Annotated in this window: 18 protein-coding genes, 1 tRNA gene and 1 pseudogene; 13 read left to right on the top strand and 7 right to left on the bottom strand. The window is 43.8% G+C overall.

Annotated elements, in window-relative coordinates; translation table 11 throughout:
* Positions 1-482: 482 nt before the first annotated feature.
* On the bottom strand, positions 483-1,046 hold the full coding sequence (locus tag Q0117_RS04415; RefSeq protein ID WP_297923082.1) for a LemA family protein: 564 nt from the start codon (positions 1,044-1,046) through the stop codon (positions 483-485).
* A gap of 70 nt (positions 1,047-1,116) precedes the next feature.
* On the opposite strand from Q0117_RS04415, the gene Q0117_RS04410 reads away from it, so the two are divergent.
* The 3 genes from Q0117_RS04410 (at position 1,117) to Q0117_RS04400 (ending at position 3,276) form a co-directional block, all read left to right on the top strand.
* Positions 1,117-1,193, top strand: a tRNA-Met gene (locus Q0117_RS04410).
* 349 nt (positions 1,194-1,542) lie between these two features.
* Complete coding sequence (locus Q0117_RS04405; RefSeq protein WP_297923080.1) at positions 1,543-2,256, top strand: rhodanese-like domain-containing protein; 714 nt, start codon at positions 1,543-1,545, stop codon at positions 2,254-2,256.
* A gap of 426 nt (positions 2,257-2,682) precedes the next feature.
* Positions 2,683-3,276 carry an effector protein gene (locus Q0117_RS04400; protein WP_297923077.1) on the top strand — a complete coding sequence of 198 codons (594 nt, stop codon included), beginning with the start codon at positions 2,683-2,685 and terminating at the stop codon, positions 3,274-3,276.
* 91 nt (positions 3,277-3,367) lie between these two features.
* Here the strand turns inward: Q0117_RS04400 and Q0117_RS04395 are convergent, their stop codons facing one another.
* Complete coding sequence (locus tag Q0117_RS04395) at positions 3,368-4,519, bottom strand: hypothetical protein (protein WP_297923074.1); 1,152 nt, start codon at positions 4,517-4,519, stop codon at positions 3,368-3,370.
* 313 nt (positions 4,520-4,832) lie between these two features.
* On the opposite strand from Q0117_RS04395, the gene Q0117_RS04390 reads away from it, so the two are divergent.
* The 7 genes from Q0117_RS04390 to nrfD are packed head-to-tail and all read left to right on the top strand — an operon-like array spanning position 4,833 to position 11,046.
* Positions 4,833-5,000: a hypothetical protein gene (locus Q0117_RS04390; protein ID WP_297923071.1), complete on the top strand. Its 168-nt coding sequence runs from the start codon at positions 4,833-4,835 to the stop codon at positions 4,998-5,000.
* A gap of 9 nt (positions 5,001-5,009) precedes the next feature.
* Complete coding sequence (locus Q0117_RS04385; RefSeq protein ID WP_297923068.1) at positions 5,010-5,723, top strand: disulfide bond formation protein B; 714 nt, start codon at positions 5,010-5,012, stop codon at positions 5,721-5,723.
* An 11-nt stretch (positions 5,724-5,734) separates the two neighbouring features.
* Positions 5,735-6,631, top strand: a complete 897-nt coding sequence (locus Q0117_RS04380) for a hypothetical protein (protein WP_297923065.1) — start codon at positions 5,735-5,737, stop codon at positions 6,629-6,631.
* 22 nt (positions 6,632-6,653) lie between these two features.
* Positions 6,654-8,945 (top strand): molybdopterin-dependent oxidoreductase, encoded by a 2,292-nt coding sequence (locus tag Q0117_RS04375; protein ID WP_297923062.1) that lies wholly within the window; start codon positions 6,654-6,656, stop codon positions 8,943-8,945.
* 1 nt (position 8,946) lies between these two features.
* Positions 8,947-9,498 carry a 4Fe-4S dicluster domain-containing protein gene (locus Q0117_RS04370; RefSeq protein ID WP_297923060.1) on the top strand — a complete coding sequence of 184 codons (552 nt, stop codon included), beginning with the start codon at positions 8,947-8,949 and terminating at the stop codon, positions 9,496-9,498.
* Between the two features lie 10 nt (positions 9,499-9,508).
* On the top strand, positions 9,509-10,156 hold the full coding sequence (locus tag Q0117_RS04365; RefSeq protein ID WP_297923057.1) for a molecular chaperone: 648 nt from the start codon (positions 9,509-9,511) through the stop codon (positions 10,154-10,156).
* A gap of 2 nt (positions 10,157-10,158) precedes the next feature.
* Positions 10,159-11,046, top strand: coding sequence for an NrfD/PsrC family molybdoenzyme membrane anchor subunit (gene nrfD / locus Q0117_RS04360; RefSeq protein ID WP_297923054.1), 888 nt, complete (start codon positions 10,159-10,161; stop codon positions 11,044-11,046).
* A gap of 349 nt (positions 11,047-11,395) precedes the next feature.
* On the opposite strand, the gene Q0117_RS04355 is transcribed toward nrfD, so the two are convergent.
* The 4 genes from Q0117_RS04355 to Q0117_RS04340 form a co-directional block, all read right to left on the bottom strand.
* Complete coding sequence (locus Q0117_RS04355) at positions 11,396-12,895, bottom strand: RNA-directed DNA polymerase (RefSeq protein ID WP_297923051.1); 1,500 nt, start codon at positions 12,893-12,895, stop codon at positions 11,396-11,398.
* 522 nt (positions 12,896-13,417) lie between these two features.
* The gene (locus Q0117_RS04350) at positions 13,418-14,305 is read right to left on the bottom strand and encodes a hypothetical protein (RefSeq protein ID WP_297923049.1); all 888 of its coding nucleotides are present in this window, start codon (positions 14,303-14,305) and stop codon (positions 13,418-13,420) included.
* Positions 14,306-14,313: 8 nt separating this feature from the next.
* Positions 14,314-15,051, bottom strand: a complete 738-nt coding sequence (locus Q0117_RS04345; protein ID WP_297923047.1) for a disulfide bond formation protein B — start codon at positions 15,049-15,051, stop codon at positions 14,314-14,316.
* A gap of 9 nt (positions 15,052-15,060) precedes the next feature.
* Positions 15,061-15,228 carry a hypothetical protein gene (locus Q0117_RS04340; RefSeq protein ID WP_291938627.1) on the bottom strand — a complete coding sequence of 56 codons (168 nt, stop codon included), beginning with the start codon at positions 15,226-15,228 and terminating at the stop codon, positions 15,061-15,063.
* A gap of 609 nt (positions 15,229-15,837) precedes the next feature.
* Here Q0117_RS04340 and Q0117_RS04335 point away from each other — a divergent pair.
* The gene (locus tag Q0117_RS04335; RefSeq protein ID WP_297923044.1) at positions 15,838-15,987 is read left to right on the top strand and encodes a hypothetical protein; all 150 of its coding nucleotides are present in this window, start codon (positions 15,838-15,840) and stop codon (positions 15,985-15,987) included.
* Between the two features lie 74 nt (positions 15,988-16,061).
* Here the strand turns inward: Q0117_RS04335 and Q0117_RS04330 are convergent, their stop codons facing one another.
* Positions 16,062-16,244 carry a hypothetical protein gene (locus Q0117_RS04330; protein ID WP_297923040.1) on the bottom strand — a complete coding sequence of 61 codons (183 nt, stop codon included), beginning with the start codon at positions 16,242-16,244 and terminating at the stop codon, positions 16,062-16,064.
* Positions 16,245-16,373: 129 nt separating this feature from the next.
* On the opposite strand from Q0117_RS04330, the pseudogene Q0117_RS04325 reads away from it, so the two are divergent.
* Positions 16,374-17,519: pseudogene (locus Q0117_RS04325) on the top strand (iron-containing alcohol dehydrogenase).
* 226 nt (positions 17,520-17,745) lie between these two features.
* Entirely contained in the window at positions 17,746-18,612 is an 867-nt protein-coding gene (locus Q0117_RS04320; protein ID WP_297923037.1) for an AraC family transcriptional regulator, read from the top strand.
* Positions 18,613-18,881 lie beyond the last annotated feature (269 nt).

Raw genomic sequence — 18,881 nt, 5'->3', positions numbered from 1 at the left:
TAACGCAGGAGAAAATTTACGTTAGCGCAGGCGTGCGCGGAAAACAGATCGCTCTCGCGCCGAAGGATCTCGCAGTCGCAACCGAAGCGCAAATTTGCAAAATAACACATGATTAACGTGGCGTTGCTTTTGCTGCCGCTTGCGTAAGTAACGCCGGCGGCAAGCTGGCCAAAATTTGCACTGCGAAATTGAGGCTTTTAAATTTTGCGTTGCACTGTTTGTTAAAACGAGCTCCTGCGCAGCAAGAAAATACAAATCAAATTAATTTCGTAAAATTTTATTGTTAAAAGTCTAAGTACCATGCGCCGCAAATATCTCAAACGAGATGACGAGTACGCGGGGAGCTAAGCAAGCAAGCCTATTTTAAAAGTGCATGCTTTATGTGCGATCTGTTTTATTCACTATAAATTTAGACTCGCGGCGTTTGGAGCCATTTGCGATGAAATTTTAAAATTTCATCGCAAATTTTCTACGTCTCGCGCTTATTTTTTGAAAAGCTCGGAGACGTTCGGGGCTTGCTTTTCTTGCTCGCTAGCGGCGAAAAATTCCGCTTTAGCAAAGTTGAAAACGCTGGCGATGATGTTAGTAGGAAACATCTCGCAGGCGTTATTATAAACCGTAACGGCGCCGTTATAAGCGCGGCGTGCGGCGCTGATCTGCTCCTCGCACTCGCCTAACGCGTTTTGTAGCTTGGCAAACGATTCGTTAGCCTTAAGATTCGGATACGCCTCCACCGCGATGCGGATCTGTCCTAAAAGAGCCGAAATTTCGCTATTTAGCTTAAATTTGTCGGCGTTAGAGCTTGCGCTGATCGCTTGCGAGCGAAGTTCGCTAACGCGCGTTAGCACGGCATTTTCGTGGCTCATATATTCTCGCGTGGCGCTAACTAAATTTGGGATGAGGTCGTAGCGCTTTTTAAGTTGTGTATCGACGGTGGAAGCGATGTTTCGCACCTGGTTGCGCTTGGCGATGAATGAGTTATAAACGCCTACTAACGCCAAAACTAACAAAACTATGACGACTAATAAAATCAAAGCCGCATTCATTTTCTCTCCTTTTAAAGTGTTTCAATTAAAAATAAGAATATTTAGCTATACTTGCCATTTCTTTTCACGTGTCAAGGTAGCTCAGCTGGTTAGAGCGCTGGTCTCATAAGCCGGAGGTCGAGAGTTCAAGTCTCTCTCTTGACACCATCTTCAAATTACCTTTAAGAGCGCAACGGCGCCTCAAAAAAGTTCGAGATTATATCTTACTTATACTTGAAAAATAATGAAAATTGGCAAAAGTATAAAATTTACCTTCGGGCAAATGTGAGTTTTTTTGAATTTGTTGCTCCGTCTCTAAAAGATAAATTTACGCAAAGTATCTTTACCTACGAGCCTTTAAGATATTTTGGCAAAAGTTTTTTATTCGAGTCTCTTTCGCGTTTTCACATCGGTAATCCGTATCAGCATAACCTATCACATTCCGCACAAATTCACACTATTTAGATAAAATTTTGATATAATCTCCCGCTTTAAAGCTAAAATTCAAAGGAAACATATGAAATTTATTTCTCACAAAATTTTAAAAAGCGCGGTTTTGCTGGCGGCATTGGGATCTTTTGCGACTTGCGGCGCCGATACGCAGCAGCCTAACGGCTACGCGATAAGCGGCGCGGCGCTATCGGCGATAGAGGAGGACAATAGGGCGAAAGAAAATTATCTGGTCATTGACGTCAGAAGCGCGGAGGAATACGCCGCAGGACACATAAAACACGCGATCAACATCCCGCTTGAGCAGCTGGAAAGCAGGCTGGACGAGATAAACGCCTATAAAGATAAAAACGTCGTGCTTTATTGCAACACCGGCAACCGCAGCGGCAAGGCGCTTGATTTGCTTAAACAAAAGGGCTTCAATGTGCTTATGAACGCGCCAGGCGTGAAGCAGTACGACTACGAGCTGTATAAGGTCGGCAGCATAAACGCGGAGGGATTTAAAAAGATCGCAAATGATCCAAATGTCCTAATCATCGACGTTAGAGAGAAAAAAGACTATGACGCAGGGCATATGAAAGGCGCGATAAATATTCCTGATGGCGAGCCTGTGGATAACTACAAGGACGTGCTTGAGGCCAACAAAGGCAAAAGGATAATCACGCACTGCTACAGCGGCAACCGTAGCGCTAAACTTGCCAAAGCCCTAAACGAGCGAGGCTACAACGTCACAAATCTACTTGACGGCACGAAAGAGTATAGCTACGAGCTGGTGAAATAGAATTTTATGATTTATTTCGCAGCGCGAATTAAAATTTAACTTCGTGTGCGGCGCGTAAATTTAGGCGTCACAAATCCGCAAGATTTCGGTTTCAACGGAGCTTTTGTACCATATTTGGCGAGGCTTTATCGCGAGTAAAATTCTGCACTAAAATCCTATGCGCAGAATTTTACCTTGGAAGTTCGGTCTTGGAATTCTGCGGTGCGAAATTCCAAGCGGCGGAATTTCTTCAAGATATTTCAAATGTCATTAAATTTTACTATTTAGCATGCGCAAACACTATCCAAAATATGGCAATAAGCTTTAGTTGGAATTTGAGCTGCGAATTCTTGATTAAATTTATTCGGATTAATAAAAATAAATCCCGCAAAATGATACAATACCGTCTCAATAGAATTTGAAACGGTATTTTTACGGGAGAAAGATATGAAATTTAAAGATTTTAAAGCTGTAAACTGTTCTAACTACGACTTTTTCACCGCCGAGGAGCTAAGCCATAAAGAATTTATCAGGCTTAGTTTTGACGAGTTTGCCCGCAAAAATCCAAACTCGAGCTGGGCGCTTAGCATCGACGATAGGAGCTTTGATTCGTTTCCAAATTTTACTCAAAAGCATCCAATTTGCTTGTCTGATTTAAATTTTAAAGATAGCATCTTTCAGTTTAGGATCTGCTCCGAAAACAGCGTCCAAAGCCTAGGACACCGTATTTTCACCTGCCTAGACGGCATCCACAAAGACTTCGTCGCAAGCGAGATCAAGCAAACCGACGAAGTGATGATGAAGCTAAAGACGGGCGTTTTGAAGGACTTTACCTGCGTCTCGAAGTGCGGCTGGTGGATAACCGATATCTGGCGCGATATGTATCCGGTGACGGATGAGAGCGAGAGCGAAAATTTCGTCGCGGATATGCTTGGTAGCGAGTTTTCGGCGCAAATGCGGCTCATAAACGAGCGGCTTTTGAGCGCGCAAAATAGCGGAGATCTTGACGGGCTCATCGCCGAGCTAAGGACGCAGGAGTAAATTTTTAAAATTTTGCCCGCGCATTATTCTTGATGCGGTGAGCGAGCTCGTACGTCTTTGCGGAGAAATTTTAAAATTTGCCGCCTTAAATTTACCCCAGCTTGCCGTTTGTCGCACAGCTATTTACGGGATACGGCGTGAGCCCATAGTCTGCAGCTTCGACATTCCAAAAGTCCAAATTCGCGCTGCGCGAGACGATATACTCAAAGCCCTTTTGATTTAGCTCGATCAAAATTTCAAATTCATTGCCGTTTTTGCAGACGATACTTTCGAAAAAGTGCGAAAAGCAGGCGATCTTCGCGTTTTCTTTCTGCATCGATTGATTTAGCATGAGCTCCATATTGCTTAAAATTTTAAACACCGTCTGGCTCGTCTCAAACCTGCCGAAGCGCGCGTAATACTTCGCTAAATTTTGCTCATTTAGCGTAACGGATTTGGTGCAGTTTTGCGTTATCTGCCCGTATATCGCGCCGAAAAGCTCAATCGACGCGTTTTGATTATCTATCACCTTGTTTTCGTGGTTTTCGATGACGACGAAGCCGTCTTTTATGCAAAATTTCTCGTTTTTATAATAAAAGCTCACTCTCGCGATCTCTTGTTCGAAGCGCTTTTTATAAGTGAAGGGTAGATAGGTCGTAACGCCCATTTTATCGATGATCGCAGAGCTTTTTACGCCGCCGTCCAGCTCGTGCTGCATAAAGTAGCGGATGAAGCTGCCCTGCTCGATATCGAAGCTATTTAAATACTCGATCTTATCCAGATACGCGCAGCGGTAGAGCCGCACAAACTCGGAATTTAGCAAGATATTGATCTCGTCGGGGATGTCTCCGTATTTTTCGGTCACGGGCGCGTCGATGCGTTCTATGATATTCATCTGTTTTTCGACTTTGTCTTTTACGAAAATAGTGATTTTGACCTGCTGCATCTCATAAAGGCGCTTTATCGTCTCGGTAGCGCTTTTTGTGATATCGGTCTTAAATTTTTTCGCCAGCTCCGATTTTTTGAGTGTCAGCGAAAAATCGCCGTTTTTTAGCTTGTTCTGCGAATACAGAAGATAAAGCAACTCCTCATAAATCATCAAATGCGAGTAGGTCAAAAAGGTATTATCCACGACTATGACATAATAACAGCGCGTTACGGAGTATCTTTTGTTGTCTCTTAGAAAGTCGTTGTAAATTTTTAGCTTGCTCGCATTTTTCGATACCTTAAATACGTCGTAAGATTCTAAAAATATATTTTCCATATTTCGCCTTAGGTTAAAATTCTGTTGAAATATTACACAATATTTGTTTAAGTTGTTTTAAATTTTATCTTAAGGATAAAAAATATTAGCGAGTAAAATAATTTATCAAATTTTAATTATATCTTTAATATTCACTTAAATATAATAAAATAATTTATAAAAATATATTTTTAGTAGGAAAATTTTATAGGAAAAAATTTAATATGAATAGAAAAATCTATTTTTTAAACCAAATTTAATAAATAAAATTATATTATTTCTTTAAGAATAAGCATGCTTAGGATTAAATTTTATTAGGAAAGGACGGTTTGAAATGGAATTTCTTATTTTGACGCTATTTTTGATCAGCGGGCTTATATTATATTTTAAGCCGCAGAGGAAAAATCTAGCTACGGGCTGCGCGGCGGTAGGCTGCGCGATACTGATCGCGCTCGAGTTTTACGTAAATTTATGGGTCGTCGTACCGGTAGGCAACTTTTAGGAGGGCAATATGCAAAATTTAGAACAAAATCAAATTCCCGCCGCCGAGCGAGGATTTTTTAACCTAATGTCGCTAGCCATCATCGCCCTCGTGGCGCTTCCGGTCGGTATAGCCTGTTTGATACTGGGTTTTGGCATGGGAGATAGCCCGTGCGTGATGTGTTGGTCGGAGAGGATCACGATGATAGCCATCAGTCTTATCGCGCTTTTTATCCTTAGATACGGCCTAAGACCCGGTTACGTCGCGGCGCTTTTACTAATGGCTTGCTGGGGGATGTTCAATGGCTTTATCCACTACAGCCTTGATGGGACGTTCGGAGGCTACCTCGACATAAAGCAGGGCTTCGGACTTGAAATTTTGGGTGCACACACGCAGCTTTGGGTCATCGTCGTAGATTTTTGCGTGATCGCGTTTTTGGCGGTTATATTTTTATGTAGCAAAAATTTGGGTGAGATAATGAAAAAGAGCACGAGCGGCGAATACGGCGAGTTTTTGCGCTATCTGCCTCTTGGCAAAATTGCAAATTTAATTTTCATCGTCATCATCGCCGCAAACTGCGCACAGGCCTTCATCGTCTCAGGCCCGCCGCCGTATCTGGGCTCTAGCACGCCGGCTAGATTAAGTCTTGATCCTGCCAAATGGTTTTGGGAAAAAGATCACTGGCAAAGCGCGCTTGATTTTAGATTCGATTGGAATCCGGAGCTTCCGGATCTTCCAAACTAAGGAGCAAAAAGATGAAAAAGCTGATGATTTTTACGGCGCTAGCGGCTCTGGCGTTTGGGTTTGAGTTTAATCTTGATAGCAAAGCAGGCGCGCTTGAGGGCGTAAAAGAGCTCGGTACGCCGAGTGCGGAAGTGAGCCTAAGCTTACAAAACGACGCACCGATTACGGGAGCGGATTATGACGCAGATAAAAAGCAGTTCGCGCTGGTTTCTAAAAATAACGAATTTTACGTTGCGGATGAAAATTTAAAGCCGCTTAGATACGGCAAGCACGATCGCCACTTTATAATGGAGATGGAAGCGACCGTAGGCGCGACGTGGTACAAAAATGAGCTCGGCATGATAAGCTTTAATAAAACCTTCGTATTTTATGAGCCTACGGACGGGCTTAGTGCAGAGGAGCAAAATAGCCAGTGGAGGCATTTGACCAAGGGCTGGAATAAATGGAAGCTAAATGATCTCGGCAACAAAGGGCGCTTCTCCACGCTTCGAGCAAAGCAGCAATATATCCTCGGCTGGGATTACGACGCGGCTGCGAATAAATTTATCGTTGCGTCCGTGCCTAACGACGTGAGGGATTATTGGAGCGTGGCGGTGTTTGACGGCGACGATAAGATGATTTTGGAGGAATTTATTCCGCAAATCGGCTCAAATTTAAAGCTAAAAGAGAGCAGGAGCCTAGGCGAATATTACGTCACGGGCATCGACGCTCAGCCTGACGCCGTTTATCTTTTGAGTAAAAATTTCTCGACCATTTTAAAGTTAAATTTACAAACTCATAAGATTGAGGATGCATATGGCTTTAGCGGAGCGGCAAACGCGAGGGCGCTTGCTGTGAAGGACGGCAAATTTTATGTTTTTTCGCGCGAAGGCAAAGAAAATAAAGTTTTCATATACGATATGAAATAAAGCCCACATTTAAGGAGAAGAGATGCAAAGACGTTCTTTCTTAAAAGGCGCGGGAGCGGCTCTAGCTACGGCGGGAGCCTCTCCAAGCCTATTTGGTATGGAGCAGTTTGAGGTGGATTTTAAACCGAAATCCTATAAAAACGAGCAGGGCGTAGAGTATCACTACCTCACCTGTCCTAGAAACTGCCGCGACGCCTGTTCAATGATCGCAGAGATCAAAGACGGCAAGATGGTTAGCATCAAGGGCGATCCGAAGCACCCTCTAACGCAAGGTACGGTCTGCGTCAAAGGGCATACTTACGCGATGCATCTATACAACGCCGATCGCATAATGTATCCGATGAAGCGCGTCGGTAAAAAGTGCGAGGGCAAATGGGAGCGTATCAGCTGGGATCAAGCACTAAAAGAGATAGCCGCGAAGCTCACCGAGATCAAGGCAAAATACGGCGGCGAGGCGCTGACGGAATTTGTCTATTCGGGCAACGAAGGGCATATCTCAAAGACGATCGCGCCGGGAAATTTCTTTGAAAAATACGGCGCTACGAGGCTTGTGCGCAATCCATGCGACTGGCCGCGCTATGCGGGCACGCCGAGCGTCATCGGCACGGATTTTTCAAAAGACGCGCTGGAAGTCGATGAGAGCGATATGTATATCAGCTGGGGCTCAAACGAAGCCTATACGGCGGTGCACTGGATTAGATTTGCCCACCGCGTCAAAAAGCGAGGCGGCAAGATCATCGTCATAAATACGATCAGAATTCCGCTCGCAAACCAGGCCGATATGTTTATCCAGCTAAAGCCTTCAAGCGATCCGGCATTTTGTCTAGCGGTCTGCAAATTTTTGATAGAAGAAGATCTATATGATCATGAATTCGTAGAAAAATATACAACCGGCTTTGAAGATCTAGTACATGAGTGCTCACTCTACACTTATGGCGAACTATCTGAAATGTGCGGAGCAAGCGTTGATCAGATCAAAGTCTTTGCGCGAGAATACGCCCACGCCAAAGCGCCTGCCATTATGCACGGCGACGGCGGCCAAAGACACTTTAACGGAGCAAGGCTAGTGCGCGCGGTTACCTTCTTGCCGGTACTTACGGGCTGCCTTACAAAACTTGGCGGCGGATTATTCTGGGCTTACGTGCACGTAAAGGGCTGCTTTAACTTCGATAACTGCATGCCAGATCTTTCGCCGAAAGACGCGGAAGGCAAAAAGATAGAGCGCCAGCAAATAAGCTATATAGAATTTGGCAAAGGTATCCAAAAGGAAAATCCGACCTATCTAGGTAAGCCGATAAATACGGTCATTCGCGCCTGTATCAACTACAACTCAAATTTGATGGTAACGGCGCCGAATACAAATTTAATCAAAAAGCGCGTGATGGACGACGACTTTTTCTTAGTAGTCATTGATCCTTATGATACCGACACCTGCGATTATGCCGATTACGTATTGCCGGGTGTTACCTTTATGGAGAGCGAGGATATTCAAAACGATCAAATTTCGGGCTACGTCTGCTACAACGCCCAAAGCGTCAAGCCGCTGGGCGAAGCCAAGACGAATTTGGAATTTTTTAACGCTCTAGCCAAGGTGATGGGATATAAAGAGGAGTGCTTTGATTGGGATAGCGAGACGGTTTGCAGAAGGTTTTTGGATGCGGAATTTGCCAAAAAGCAAAATATCACCTACGAAAAGCTAAAGAGCGTAGGCTGGATTAAGCCGTTTAGGACTCCTGAGACGATGAAAGATCAGTTCCCTTACTACCCTTATGCGCCGAAGGACAAGCTAGTATTCGGCACTAAAAGCGGCAAGTGCGAGCTCTACTCCGAAGCTTTCAAGGACGCAGGCTATCACCCGGTGATCGATCTTAACGACGATTGGGATTACTACGAAAGGCATAAAAATTTCGGCAAAAATTACTTGAAAAAGTATCCGCTTTATTTTATGACGCCGGGCACGCAGCTTCAGGATAACTCAAACTGGGGCAATATGCCTTACATCCTAAAACGCGTCATCGTAAAGGGCAACGCTGAGCTATTTATGACGCGCGAGGATATGCTGGCGCGCGGCATCAAAGAGGGCGATACGGTTGAAGCCACGAACGAAAAGGGCACGGCGATATTTACAGCGGTTGAAACCAATCAGATGCAGCCGGGCATCGTCTATGCATGGAACAATATCTGGGTTAAGGTTACCAAGTCTCGCACGGGAGCAAATATCCTTTGCTCGGACGGAGTGAGTGATTTAGGAAACGGATCGACCTATACTGCAAGCTTTTGTGAAGTAAAAAAAGCTGCAAAACAGGAGGCATAAAATGAAACGAAAACAAGGATTTTTATTTGATTATAACTTTTGCATAGGTTGTAAGGCGTGTGAAATTTCATGTCAGGTCTATCATAACCAAGACCCCGATATCAACTGGCGCCATGTCGATATGATGCTAATCCATGAAGATGAGATCGAAAAGGAAATTTTCATATCGCATTCGTGTCACCATTGCGATGAGCCTGCATGTATGGACGTTTGCCCCGTAGGAGCTTACATTAAGCTTGAAAACGGCATAGTTCAGCCGCTGCACGATAAATGTATCGGTTGCGGATACTGCATCGTAGCCTGTCCTTACGGCTCGATAACCAAAGGCAAAGACGGTAAAGCGCAAAAGTGCAACCTCTGTGCCGAGAAGCTCGAGCGCGGCGAGGAGCCTGCGTGCGTAGCGGGCTGTCCTTGCGACGTGCTAAAGCTGGTCGATAGCGACGTGAGCGATAGCGCGGGGATGGAGAAAGAGATGCCGGGCTTTAAGCGCTTTTTTACGAAGCCGAACATCCGCTTCTATCCTCGTATGAAGCGCAACGAGTTTATCCACTAAGGATAAAAAGATGCGTAATTTAAAGCAGAGCCTTTGCGTCGAGGACTTTTTGAGGCAGGTATTTTTGGTACCTCTTACCAGTGAAAATTTGGACGAGCTTTTAAATTTGACGCAGGATTTTGCGCCTAAGCTTAAAGAGCACAAATTTATCCTCGAATTTGCCAAATGCAAAAGCGAGCCAAGCTTAATCGATGAAATTCGCTACGAATTCAATAGGCTCTTCGTAGGCCCTAAGCGTCCCAAAGCCGAGCCTTACGAGTCGGTGTATTTCGACTATCAAACGATGTTTGGGGCAAAGACGATGCAGGTGCGAAGCTTTTATGAAAGCTCGGGGCTAAAACTCGAGGATGCGCAGCTTGATAAATTTCCCGACGATTTCATCGGGTACGAGTTGCAATATCTTTATTTTCTAAGTTTTAGCGCGCTAAAGGCGGAGGATGAGGCTAAATTTAACGAAATTCTGCGTAAAAAGGCGGAATTTATCGCCGCTCATCCGTCGCAGTGGTTTTGCAAATTTGCCGCTCGTTGCGACGAGCACGCAAATTTAGACGTTTGGAAGAGCTTCGGGGGCTTTTTAAATCTCTACTTAAATAGCGAGATGGATGCGCTTAAAAGTGCGCTAAAAGATCCTGAAGTTTTTGAAAATTTAAAGGAATGACAATGGTACAGACGACTTGGGGATGGCTCATAGTCATCTATCTATTTTTAGGCGGTCTAGGCGCCGGGGCATTTTTGTGCTCGGCTTTGGCTTACAAAGGCTTTTTGGGTTCATTAAACGAGAGGTTTTATAAATTCGGCTTTCTGCTAGCACCCGTTGCGGTAATAATAGGAACCGCGCTTTTGCTATTTGACTTGGCGCCGAGCGCCGCGATAAATCCTCTTAAAATTTTGCAGCTCTATACGCGCCCAGTTTCGATGATGAGCATAGGTACATATCTGCTTACATTTTTCATCGTGGTTAGCGTTTTAGTGCTTTTGCAGATCAAAAAGAGCGGTAAAATTTGCGATATGATGCTCACGCTCGGAGCTATTCTGGCGCTTGGAGTGATGGGGTATACCGGGCTACTACTTTACGTCGTAAAGGCGATCCCACTTTGGGCTAGCGTATGGCTGCCGATTTTATTTACGATCTCCGCGATCTCTACGGGGCTTAGCGCAAACGCCGCCGCTACGCTAAATGCCGGGCACGGCCTAAGCCACTGTGCGCATAAATTTCACGTCGCGTTAGTTGCGCTTGAGATCGTTGCGGTGTTAGCGCTATTTGCGAGCGTGAAAAGTGAGGCTGCGGGCATGGCGAGCGTAACCAAGATAGTCAGCGGCTCGCTTGCGCCGATGTTTTGGATAGGCTTTGTCGTATTTGGGCTTGCTTTGCCGCTGCTGGGCGGAAGCAAATTTATGCTTCGCAGCTGCAGCGTAAATGCAGACGGTAGCGTCTGCGCTCGCGGCAATGAAGAGATAAAAAGCTGCGTCTATAACGAATACGGCGTACTCATAGGCGGCTTTTGCCTAAGAGCGTTTATCGTGCTCGGCGCGGTCTATATATTTTAACTCCTCCTTTCTGATACCGGTCGGACGCAAGTCCGACCTAATTTAGTTTTGAAATTTATATGATTTTTTATAGACTATGAGCGATGCGGCATTGAGAGCTCTTAATTTAAAAATTTTGGCGCAAAAATTTAACCACATTTAGCAGACGCTCCTTAAATTTAACATACGGTGTTGTGACCCATGCAAAAGTGCGATCAAAGCACGTTGCACAAAATCTCTTTGTGCTCATTGTAACGTTTTTATCTCAAGACTGTTGTCAATTGATAAATCGCCGCGATTTCTTGTGCTTAGTACGTATTACTACTGGGCTTATGGGCTACTTGAAAACTGTGGTATTTACATTTGCTTACTAATAATCAAAAAGATCAATTTCATTATTTGGAATAACGCTATCTAATTTATCAAATTCGGATTGGAGAAAAATAGGCGTATTGCTCAGTATATTCAACATATTTCTACCTTTTACCCAACTATAGTTCCATAGATTTATATGGCTATTCTGTAATTTGCATATTTTCTCGGAAAATTTAAATTCATTTAAATTTTCTTTCAACATTCTATGTAGCCAAATTTGTGCAAAACCAGAATTAGGCATTTTGCTTAATTTTTTGTAAACCAATAAAGATATATTTTTACTATCATCTAATTCTGAAAGTAATTTGCTAATGATTGCGCAACATACAGGTATTGCCTTTGGATTATTATATGCAATATCCGTTGTAATACTGATAAGCTGTTCTTTATTGCGTATCTTTCTTTTTTTATTTCTAATTTTTTCTATTTTCTTGTCAAATTTATTTAATGCCGTATTTAGACTACCAGAATTAGCATAATTAACACTATGCTGCCTAATAAGCAATAGTTGCTTCTGCAAGCCGATTCGATAATTTTGTGGAATAAATAACCAAGCCAACTTATCCTTCTTTATTGATTGAGTGATAACATCTTGACTCCCTTTTGTTTTGCTTGCATTTAATTTCAATCCAAAAGGCATCATGATTTCAGAAAGTAATTTCAAAATTATTTCTCCATCATTAGAGTTATTAACAAATATCCGATAATCATCGCGATAGCGAAGGATTTTATAGTCTACAATACCCTGTCTTTGAAGAGTAACGCCCAATATTCTATCTATATATCCCAATACAATTTCAGCAATAAAATCCATTAACACGGAACCTTGTGGAATACCATTGGTCTGTTTATATTGTGCATTTTGAATACTTGTATCAATGATATTCCCCAGTAAACCCTTATTGTTTCTTCCCTGCTGTGATTTTGCAATTGTTTTGCTTTCCACTGCCCAAGCAATCGAATGTGTATATATTGAGCCATAACAATCTGCCACATCCGTATCAAAAACGAAGTCATACTCCAGTGAAAGCAAAATAGACTGCTGTTCTACTTGTTCCCACCAATTTGAAATTTGCTGAGCCTTATCGGATTGTTTATTTTCGGATTGAACAGGTATGCTTAAGCATCTTATTTTTTCATTTTTACTAAATTTCTTAAATCTTGCCTGCAGCTTCTCCCAATTTATCTGTTCGGTTATCTCATGTACTAATGCCACATAGACTAAAGGATTTATAACCTGAAATGGTCTCCATGATAGTTTACCATCTTTATTGGTATATAAAAGATGGTTTACATCATCCAATTCCCCCATTGCACTTTTTGATTGACTGAAATCATTTAATAAATTTTTTCCAGAATATTCATTTGATACTTTTTCTAATAACTCAGAAAATGAAAAATACCTTGGCAAGTCTATATTGCAATAGCTTTCATGTTTTAAAAAAAATTCTCTTGCCTCAGTAAAATTTAGTTCTAAAATACTTTTTCTGCTCATTTATTGGTTATTCCTTACTTATTTTATCTGATTGTTTATGTTTAATCTTCCCAAACATACACGCATACCCCACTGACCAACCTCAATTTCAAAGCAGACTGTAGCCGACAAATTTTTTTACCGGTAAGCAGATCTTACAGTGATGTTTGCCAAATTTACGATGCCTAGCAATAGCACTTCTTCGGCGAGCTTATCTTGCCTTCGTCTTTATGGCTTTTATTTCCTTTTCGACCTCTTTTTTTGTCTGCATTTAGCGCCTGGTCTGTTTCGCCCGCATTCATTGGTGCGGAAGCCGCTAACAGTTTTTGGGATTTGTTCTTTTATTTTCTCTTTTTTTGGGCCAAATTTACAGTAATATTATAGCGAATAGAGCTTTAGGTGATCTAACAAAAAGGAAAATATCAAAGTTGCTTGGTAGTTTTGGATGAATATGCAAATATAAAATTTGACCACTGAGCGAGAGGCTAAGCGTATTGTTTTAAATTATTTATAAATTTAAGCCGCCAAAAGACGGCTTAAATTTCACCTCTCAAAAACGAAAATTTTATTCGTTCCGTTTTCTCTAGACGCGACGTAAAATTTTCCATCCTTGATAGCTAGCGCATGCGCGTCGTTTGCGCCTTCAAAGCTATAAACCTCCACGATCTTTCTGCTGCGCGGATCAAGCTTTAGGATGCTTGAGTATTGCTTCGAGAGCAGATAAACAAACTCGCCTTGCGCATCCATACCCGTGACGTAGTAGTCGTTTATATCCCTGCCGTCCTTTACGCCGAGAGTCTCGTCGAAGCTCGGTACAAACTCGCTCGAGAGCAGATTGTTGGTATCGCTAAAGCTCGCTATACTCCAGCTTTGCTTTATATTATCCGGCACGCTAGCGACGAAAAACTCGCCGTAGAAATCCGAGTGATCCCAGCTTAGGATATACTGCTGTTTGGCACGCACGGTGGAGTAGCGGTCCTTAAAATCGAGCGTGAAATTTTCATATCCGTCGTGCAGATAGCGCCACGCTTTGTTTGCTTCCTCTTTGCTTTGGTTCGGTGCGGGCTTGAAAAACTCATAGGTTTTATTATAGCTCATGAGCCCTACCGAGCCTTTAAAAAAGCTCGCTGCGACGGTTTCTTCCATCTGCATTATCCAATCGGGTGTGCTTCGTAGATAGCTTTTTACGGTTTTTAGCTCGCCGTCCATTTCGTAGAGCTCGAATTTTAGCGTACCGAGCAAGAAGCTTCCGCTCGCCGCGTCGTAGTCAAGCCCCGTGACGGGATTATTGTTGTTTAAATTTAGCGTTATCTCGCCGCTTTTGCGTAGAGGCGTTAAATTTGTCACTGCGCCATCCGCAGGATTTAGATTAAACTCGCCGCCAAACGCCAGTGTGGCGCACAATAGGGTTAAATTTAGAAATCTTTTCATCTTCAGCCTCACTTCGGTAAATTCGGTAGTTTTGGATTCCAGCTTTCGCGGAAGTCAATTTCGGTCTCCTCCCAGTGATCAAGCTCCCAAAACCACTTTGACGGATCGACGCTCATGCGCGAAGGCGTCGCAGAGGCTAGATAGGGCGGCGGGCCTGCGGTGATAAAGGCCTGCACGCAGTTAAAAGCCATGATGATCGCAAAGGCTGCCACGGCTATCTTGCCTAGCGCGAAGCTCGGCAGAACCGCACCGTATGCGCCCTCTTCGCTTTTTTGCATTATTTTACCTACGTTTTTGCCTAGCAGCAAAATCACGCCCAAAAATATAATGACGCAAAAATGCACCACTACGACCCAAAACTGCGTGTGCGCGCCTAAAATTTCAAGCCCGAAGCCCTGCTTTATGTCGAGGTATCCTCCGCCCGTGCCGTCTAGGCTGTAATGCAAAAAGCCGTCGTATAGCCCAAGGCATGCTAAAAAGAGGATTACGGCTAGGCATTTGACAGCAAATCCGTATCTAACGATCAGCAAAGCCACGAATGAGATCGCTACCATGCAAAATCTCTCGTGCCAGCACATGATGCAGGGACTATCGCCCATACCAAAGCCCAAAACAAGGCATGCGATACCTACGGGCAAAGCGATGAGAGCGAGTGCCGCGAGGGCGAAAAGATTGAAAAATCGCTTTTCATCTTCGCCCCAGCTCGGCAAATTTTCGGAGCCGTTCGCGAAATTTTGATTTTCCATTACTCGCTCCTAAAAATTTCCCATAGGCACGACGGCAAATTTATTCACCCACGCCATCATGATGACGAGTATAGCGATACCCGCGATACCAAAGCCCATAACTGCGCGCTTTTTCTCAGGTCTAAACCACAACAAAAGGCCCGCGACGAAAAACATCAGAACCATTAAAAATTCCATATTTTCTCCTTTCTTACTGAAATTTAATATCGTAAAAATATTACTATTTTGCTTATTAGACGCATATTAAAAATTGTGTTTTTATCAGTGTAAATAAATTTTTTATGAAATTTTATGATACTAAAATAGCCATTTTTAAGAAAATTTTTTCTATTTCAGCTTGATTTAAATTTATCTAAAGCATTTCGATTAGCCTGATTTTGCTTGTGCGAGTCGCGTGATAAAACGCCACGCGATTGAAATTATAAAATTTAGCAAGAAGATGAGCAATGACTTTTAGCGCTGCGGCAGGTAAGTGTGGGGCAATCATCGCTGGGGCGTATCCGTTTTTCTTGCGGCGGAGTGGTCTCTTGCATTATGTCTATCTTCTTACGTTTGGGCTGTATTCTTGCGCCGCGTTTTCCACTACTGAGTCCTCGTTTCGGTAGCGGACGCCGCCTCGTTGATAGCAAGTAATACCTTGCGATCGGTTTATGTCGGTTGCGGATGCTGTTTTATTGTGCAGTTATTTTGGCTTGCATTGCGCAATGAAATTTTGAAATTTTACAAAGCTCGCCCAAGCCGATCGCTTTAAATTTTTGCTCGTTCTTAGTCGCGAAATGTTTGCGCGTGGGCTTTAGGCGGCATGCAGACATCCTCGCGTACTCCCTGCTGAACTATGACGAGCTTTCGTATCCGACGTCAAAAGCCGCCTGCGACGCTTTCGTGCCGCCGTTTTGTAAGATATATCTAGTTTCCTACAACCTAATGTGCTTTTGAAAATCAATCGGGCTTAGCGCAGTATTGCAGGAATTTTTGCGTATCGTAGCGATACTATTTGCCGTTAAATTCCACTATTTTGTCGCCGTGCAGGCACAAGCACGCGCTAGGCTTATAGATCGTCGCGTGAAGTCCGAGGGCTCGCTTTGGCAGTAGAAGCTAAGCGCTTGCATGGGCGTTTGAACATATCTATGGGCGAGATACAGCTCGCCGGTGATCTTTGCGGCGTCTTTTAAAATTTTATCTGCTTCATTCATCTAAGCTCCTTTAAATTTACGCGGGTTGTATTTAAATTTGCACGATTAGGCAATGAAATTGTAGTATCGTGCTACCGCAAAATTTTAAAAAAGGCTATAATTTAGCCAACTTTATTTAAAGGAGAGAAGATGACAAATTTTAGTTTTTGCAACCCCGTGAGGATAGAATTTGGCAAGGGTAAATAGGAGCATATCGGGCAGTATATGAAGGAAGCGGGTGCGAAAAAAGCTCTCGTACTATACGGCAGCGAGCGCGTGCGAAAGAGCGGTCTGATGGGCGTCGTGGAGAGCAGCTTAAAGGCAAGCGGTATAGAATTTACGCAGCTTGGCGGCATAAAATCAAATCCCGTGCTAAGCAAAGTAAACGAAGCGATCAAGCTCGCCAAAGAATTCGGCGCCGATAGCGTGCTTGCTGTGGGCGGCGGAAGCGTGCTGGACTCAGCGAAAGCCGTAGCCGCAGGCGCCTGCTACGAGGGAGACGTGTGGGATTTTTTCACCGGCAAAAATCCTAGCGCCGCGCTTAAAATTTTTGATATCATCACCCTTGCCGCGACGGGTTCGGAGATGAACTGCGGCGGCGTGGTGACAAAGGAGCAGACCAAACAAAAATACGCGATCAGCGCGCCGTGTCTATATCCAAAGGTCTCGGTCATAAACCCGCAGCTGCAAGCAACCGTCAGCCGCGAGTATCTCGTATATAGCGCGAGCGACATCATCGCGCACAGCATCGAGGGGTATTTTACCGCTAGCGTCCATCCGGATATCGTGCGAGCCTATATAGAAGCCAATATCAAAACCGTCATCCGTACGACTGAAATCCTACTCGCAGATCCGAGCGATTACGATGCGCGAGCCGAGTTTGCGTGGGCTGCGACGATGGCGCTAAACGGGCTAACTTGCGTGGGTGTGGGCGGCTTCGGCTATCCAAATCATATGATTGAGCATGCGATGAGCGCGGTCGTGGACTGCGCGCACGGAGCCGGTCTTAGCGTGGTAATGCCTGCGTGGATGAGGTGGTATAAGGATAGGAATTTAAGCGCGTTTGAGCGTTTCGCTCGTGAAATTTTTGGCCTTAAAAGCGCAGACGAAGGTATCACGGCGCTTAAAGTGTGGTTTGATAAGATCGGCACGCCGACTAGCCTCGCGCAGCTAGGCATCGAAGGCAAGGTGCTAGACGAGGTCATAGACGTAGCCGCGACAAACGCCAAAGCATGGAATATGGCGGAGCTCTACAGCCGCGAAAATATCGCTAAAATTCTTGAGCTGGCAAGATAAATTTAAATGGAGTAAATCGGTTTATGGCTTTAGCTCCTTGCTTTGACTTTTGATTTTCGGACGGTCGTTAAATCGTCCGAATTTGTTATTTTGGATTGAGCTCCTTTAATATTTTGCGAGCCGGCTTTGCCTATTTACTTGCTAAATTTGAGAAAGCGGGTCGGTGGATATTCGCAGCTTGCTATTTTATAAATTTTGCTAAAATTCAAAAAATCAAGGAGGCACAATGAGCAAGATAGATGAAATTTGTAAGTATTTGGACGCTAAATTTAGCTCAGACGGCAAGATACAAAGCGATATAAAGGAGCTATTTGTCTACCGAGCAAGCGTGCCGACCGAGTTTTTAACCGGCGTTTACGAACCGGCGCTTTGCATGGTTTTTAAAGGCTCAAAACTAGCCAAAGTCGGTAATGATTTTTACGAGTACGATGAGCAGCGCTATCTGCTAGCCGCTACGCATATCCCCGCCGTTGCAAAGATCAAAGGCTGCCCATATCTAGCCATAAAGATCAACTTTGAGCTAGAAGATATCTTGGGCGTGATCGAGAGTATAGGCGGCGCCGAGAGCAAAAAGGGCGAGTTTGCAGGGCTGGCTCTTGGAGCGGTAGATGATGAGCTGCTTGAAGCCGTATTTAAATTTATCCGTTTGCTAGAGCGTCCAAACGATGCTAAATTTTTAGCAAAGCTCGCGATAAAGGAAATTTTATACATACTCTTAAAGGGCGAAAACGGCGATTTCCTACGCCAATACGTAATGCTAGAAACCATAGAAAACCGCGTCACGCGCGCTGCCAAAGAGATAAAGTCAAACTACGCCGAGGCGATAAATATCGAAAATTTAGCCAAAAAGCTCGGCATCAGCGCATCGTCGCTCTATCATAACTTCAAGCGTATTACGGCGCTTAGTCCGCTTCAGTTTCAAAAAAAGATCCGTCTCGAAGAGGCGAAAAATCTCTTGATAAATCAAAATTTAGACGCCGCAGAGGCCGCATTTGCCGTCGGTTACGCGAGCCCGTCGCAGTTTAATAGAGAGTATTCCAGGATGTTTGGCATGCTTCCTAAGGCGCACGTCTTAGCCATAACGGGCGCTTAAATTTAGTGCGGGCAGGTCTGCTGCCCTCTCATTGATTTTATTTCACAAGCTTCTTTGTCTAAATTTTATATTTTGGACCAGCTTAACTACAAATTTGATCTAAATTTTGCATTTTTTATAACATTTGCAGAAATAGGCAATGATTTTGCAGGATCGTTCTACCTCCTTTTTTTAAAAACCGTTATAATCATTTCAGTTAAAAAATTAAAATTACAAGGAGCAAAAATGCAGTATTTAATCTTAAATGACGGCAACAAAATGCCGATTTT

The organism is uncultured Campylobacter sp. (assembly GCF_937997535.1).
Lineage (GTDB): Bacteria > Campylobacterota > Campylobacteria > Campylobacterales > Campylobacteraceae > Campylobacter_B.
The sequence above is the reverse complement of the archived record's forward strand: the minus strand, read 5'-3'. Positions and strand labels throughout refer to the sequence as shown.

Coding starts and splice junctions, on each gene's coding strand:
- Q0117_RS04415 (WP_297923082.1), bottom strand. CDS start 1,046: ATGAATGCGGCTTTGATTTTATTAGTCGTCATAGTTTTGTTAGTTTTG.
- Q0117_RS04405 (WP_297923080.1), top strand. CDS start 1,543: ATGAAATTTATTTCTCACAAAATTTTAAAAAGCGCGGTTTTGCTGGCG.
- Q0117_RS04400 (WP_297923077.1), top strand. CDS start 2,683: ATGAAATTTAAAGATTTTAAAGCTGTAAACTGTTCTAACTACGACTTT.
- Q0117_RS04395 (WP_297923074.1), bottom strand. CDS start 4,519: ATGGAAAATATATTTTTAGAATCTTACGACGTATTTAAGGTATCGAAA.
- Q0117_RS04390 (WP_297923071.1), top strand. CDS start 4,833: ATGGAATTTCTTATTTTGACGCTATTTTTGATCAGCGGGCTTATATTA.
- Q0117_RS04385 (WP_297923068.1), top strand. CDS start 5,010: ATGCAAAATTTAGAACAAAATCAAATTCCCGCCGCCGAGCGAGGATTT.
- Q0117_RS04380 (WP_297923065.1), top strand. CDS start 5,735: ATGAAAAAGCTGATGATTTTTACGGCGCTAGCGGCTCTGGCGTTTGGG.
- Q0117_RS04375 (WP_297923062.1), top strand. CDS start 6,654: ATGCAAAGACGTTCTTTCTTAAAAGGCGCGGGAGCGGCTCTAGCTACG.
- Q0117_RS04370 (WP_297923060.1), top strand. CDS start 8,947: ATGAAACGAAAACAAGGATTTTTATTTGATTATAACTTTTGCATAGGT.
- Q0117_RS04365 (WP_297923057.1), top strand. CDS start 9,509: ATGCGTAATTTAAAGCAGAGCCTTTGCGTCGAGGACTTTTTGAGGCAG.
- nrfD (WP_297923054.1), top strand. CDS start 10,159: ATGGTACAGACGACTTGGGGATGGCTCATAGTCATCTATCTATTTTTA.
- Q0117_RS04355 (WP_297923051.1), bottom strand. CDS start 12,895: ATGAGCAGAAAAAGTATTTTAGAACTAAATTTTACTGAGGCAAGAGAA.
- Q0117_RS04350 (WP_297923049.1), bottom strand. CDS start 14,305: ATGAAAAGATTTCTAAATTTAACCCTATTGTGCGCCACACTGGCGTTT.
- Q0117_RS04345 (WP_297923047.1), bottom strand. CDS start 15,051: ATGGAAAATCAAAATTTCGCGAACGGCTCCGAAAATTTGCCGAGCTGG.
- Q0117_RS04340 (WP_291938627.1), bottom strand. CDS start 15,228: ATGGAATTTTTAATGGTTCTGATGTTTTTCGTCGCGGGCCTTTTGTTG.
- Q0117_RS04330 (WP_297923040.1), bottom strand. CDS start 16,244: ATGAATGAAGCAGATAAAATTTTAAAAGACGCCGCAAAGATCACCGGC.
- Q0117_RS04320 (WP_297923037.1), top strand. CDS start 17,746: ATGAGCAAGATAGATGAAATTTGTAAGTATTTGGACGCTAAATTTAGC.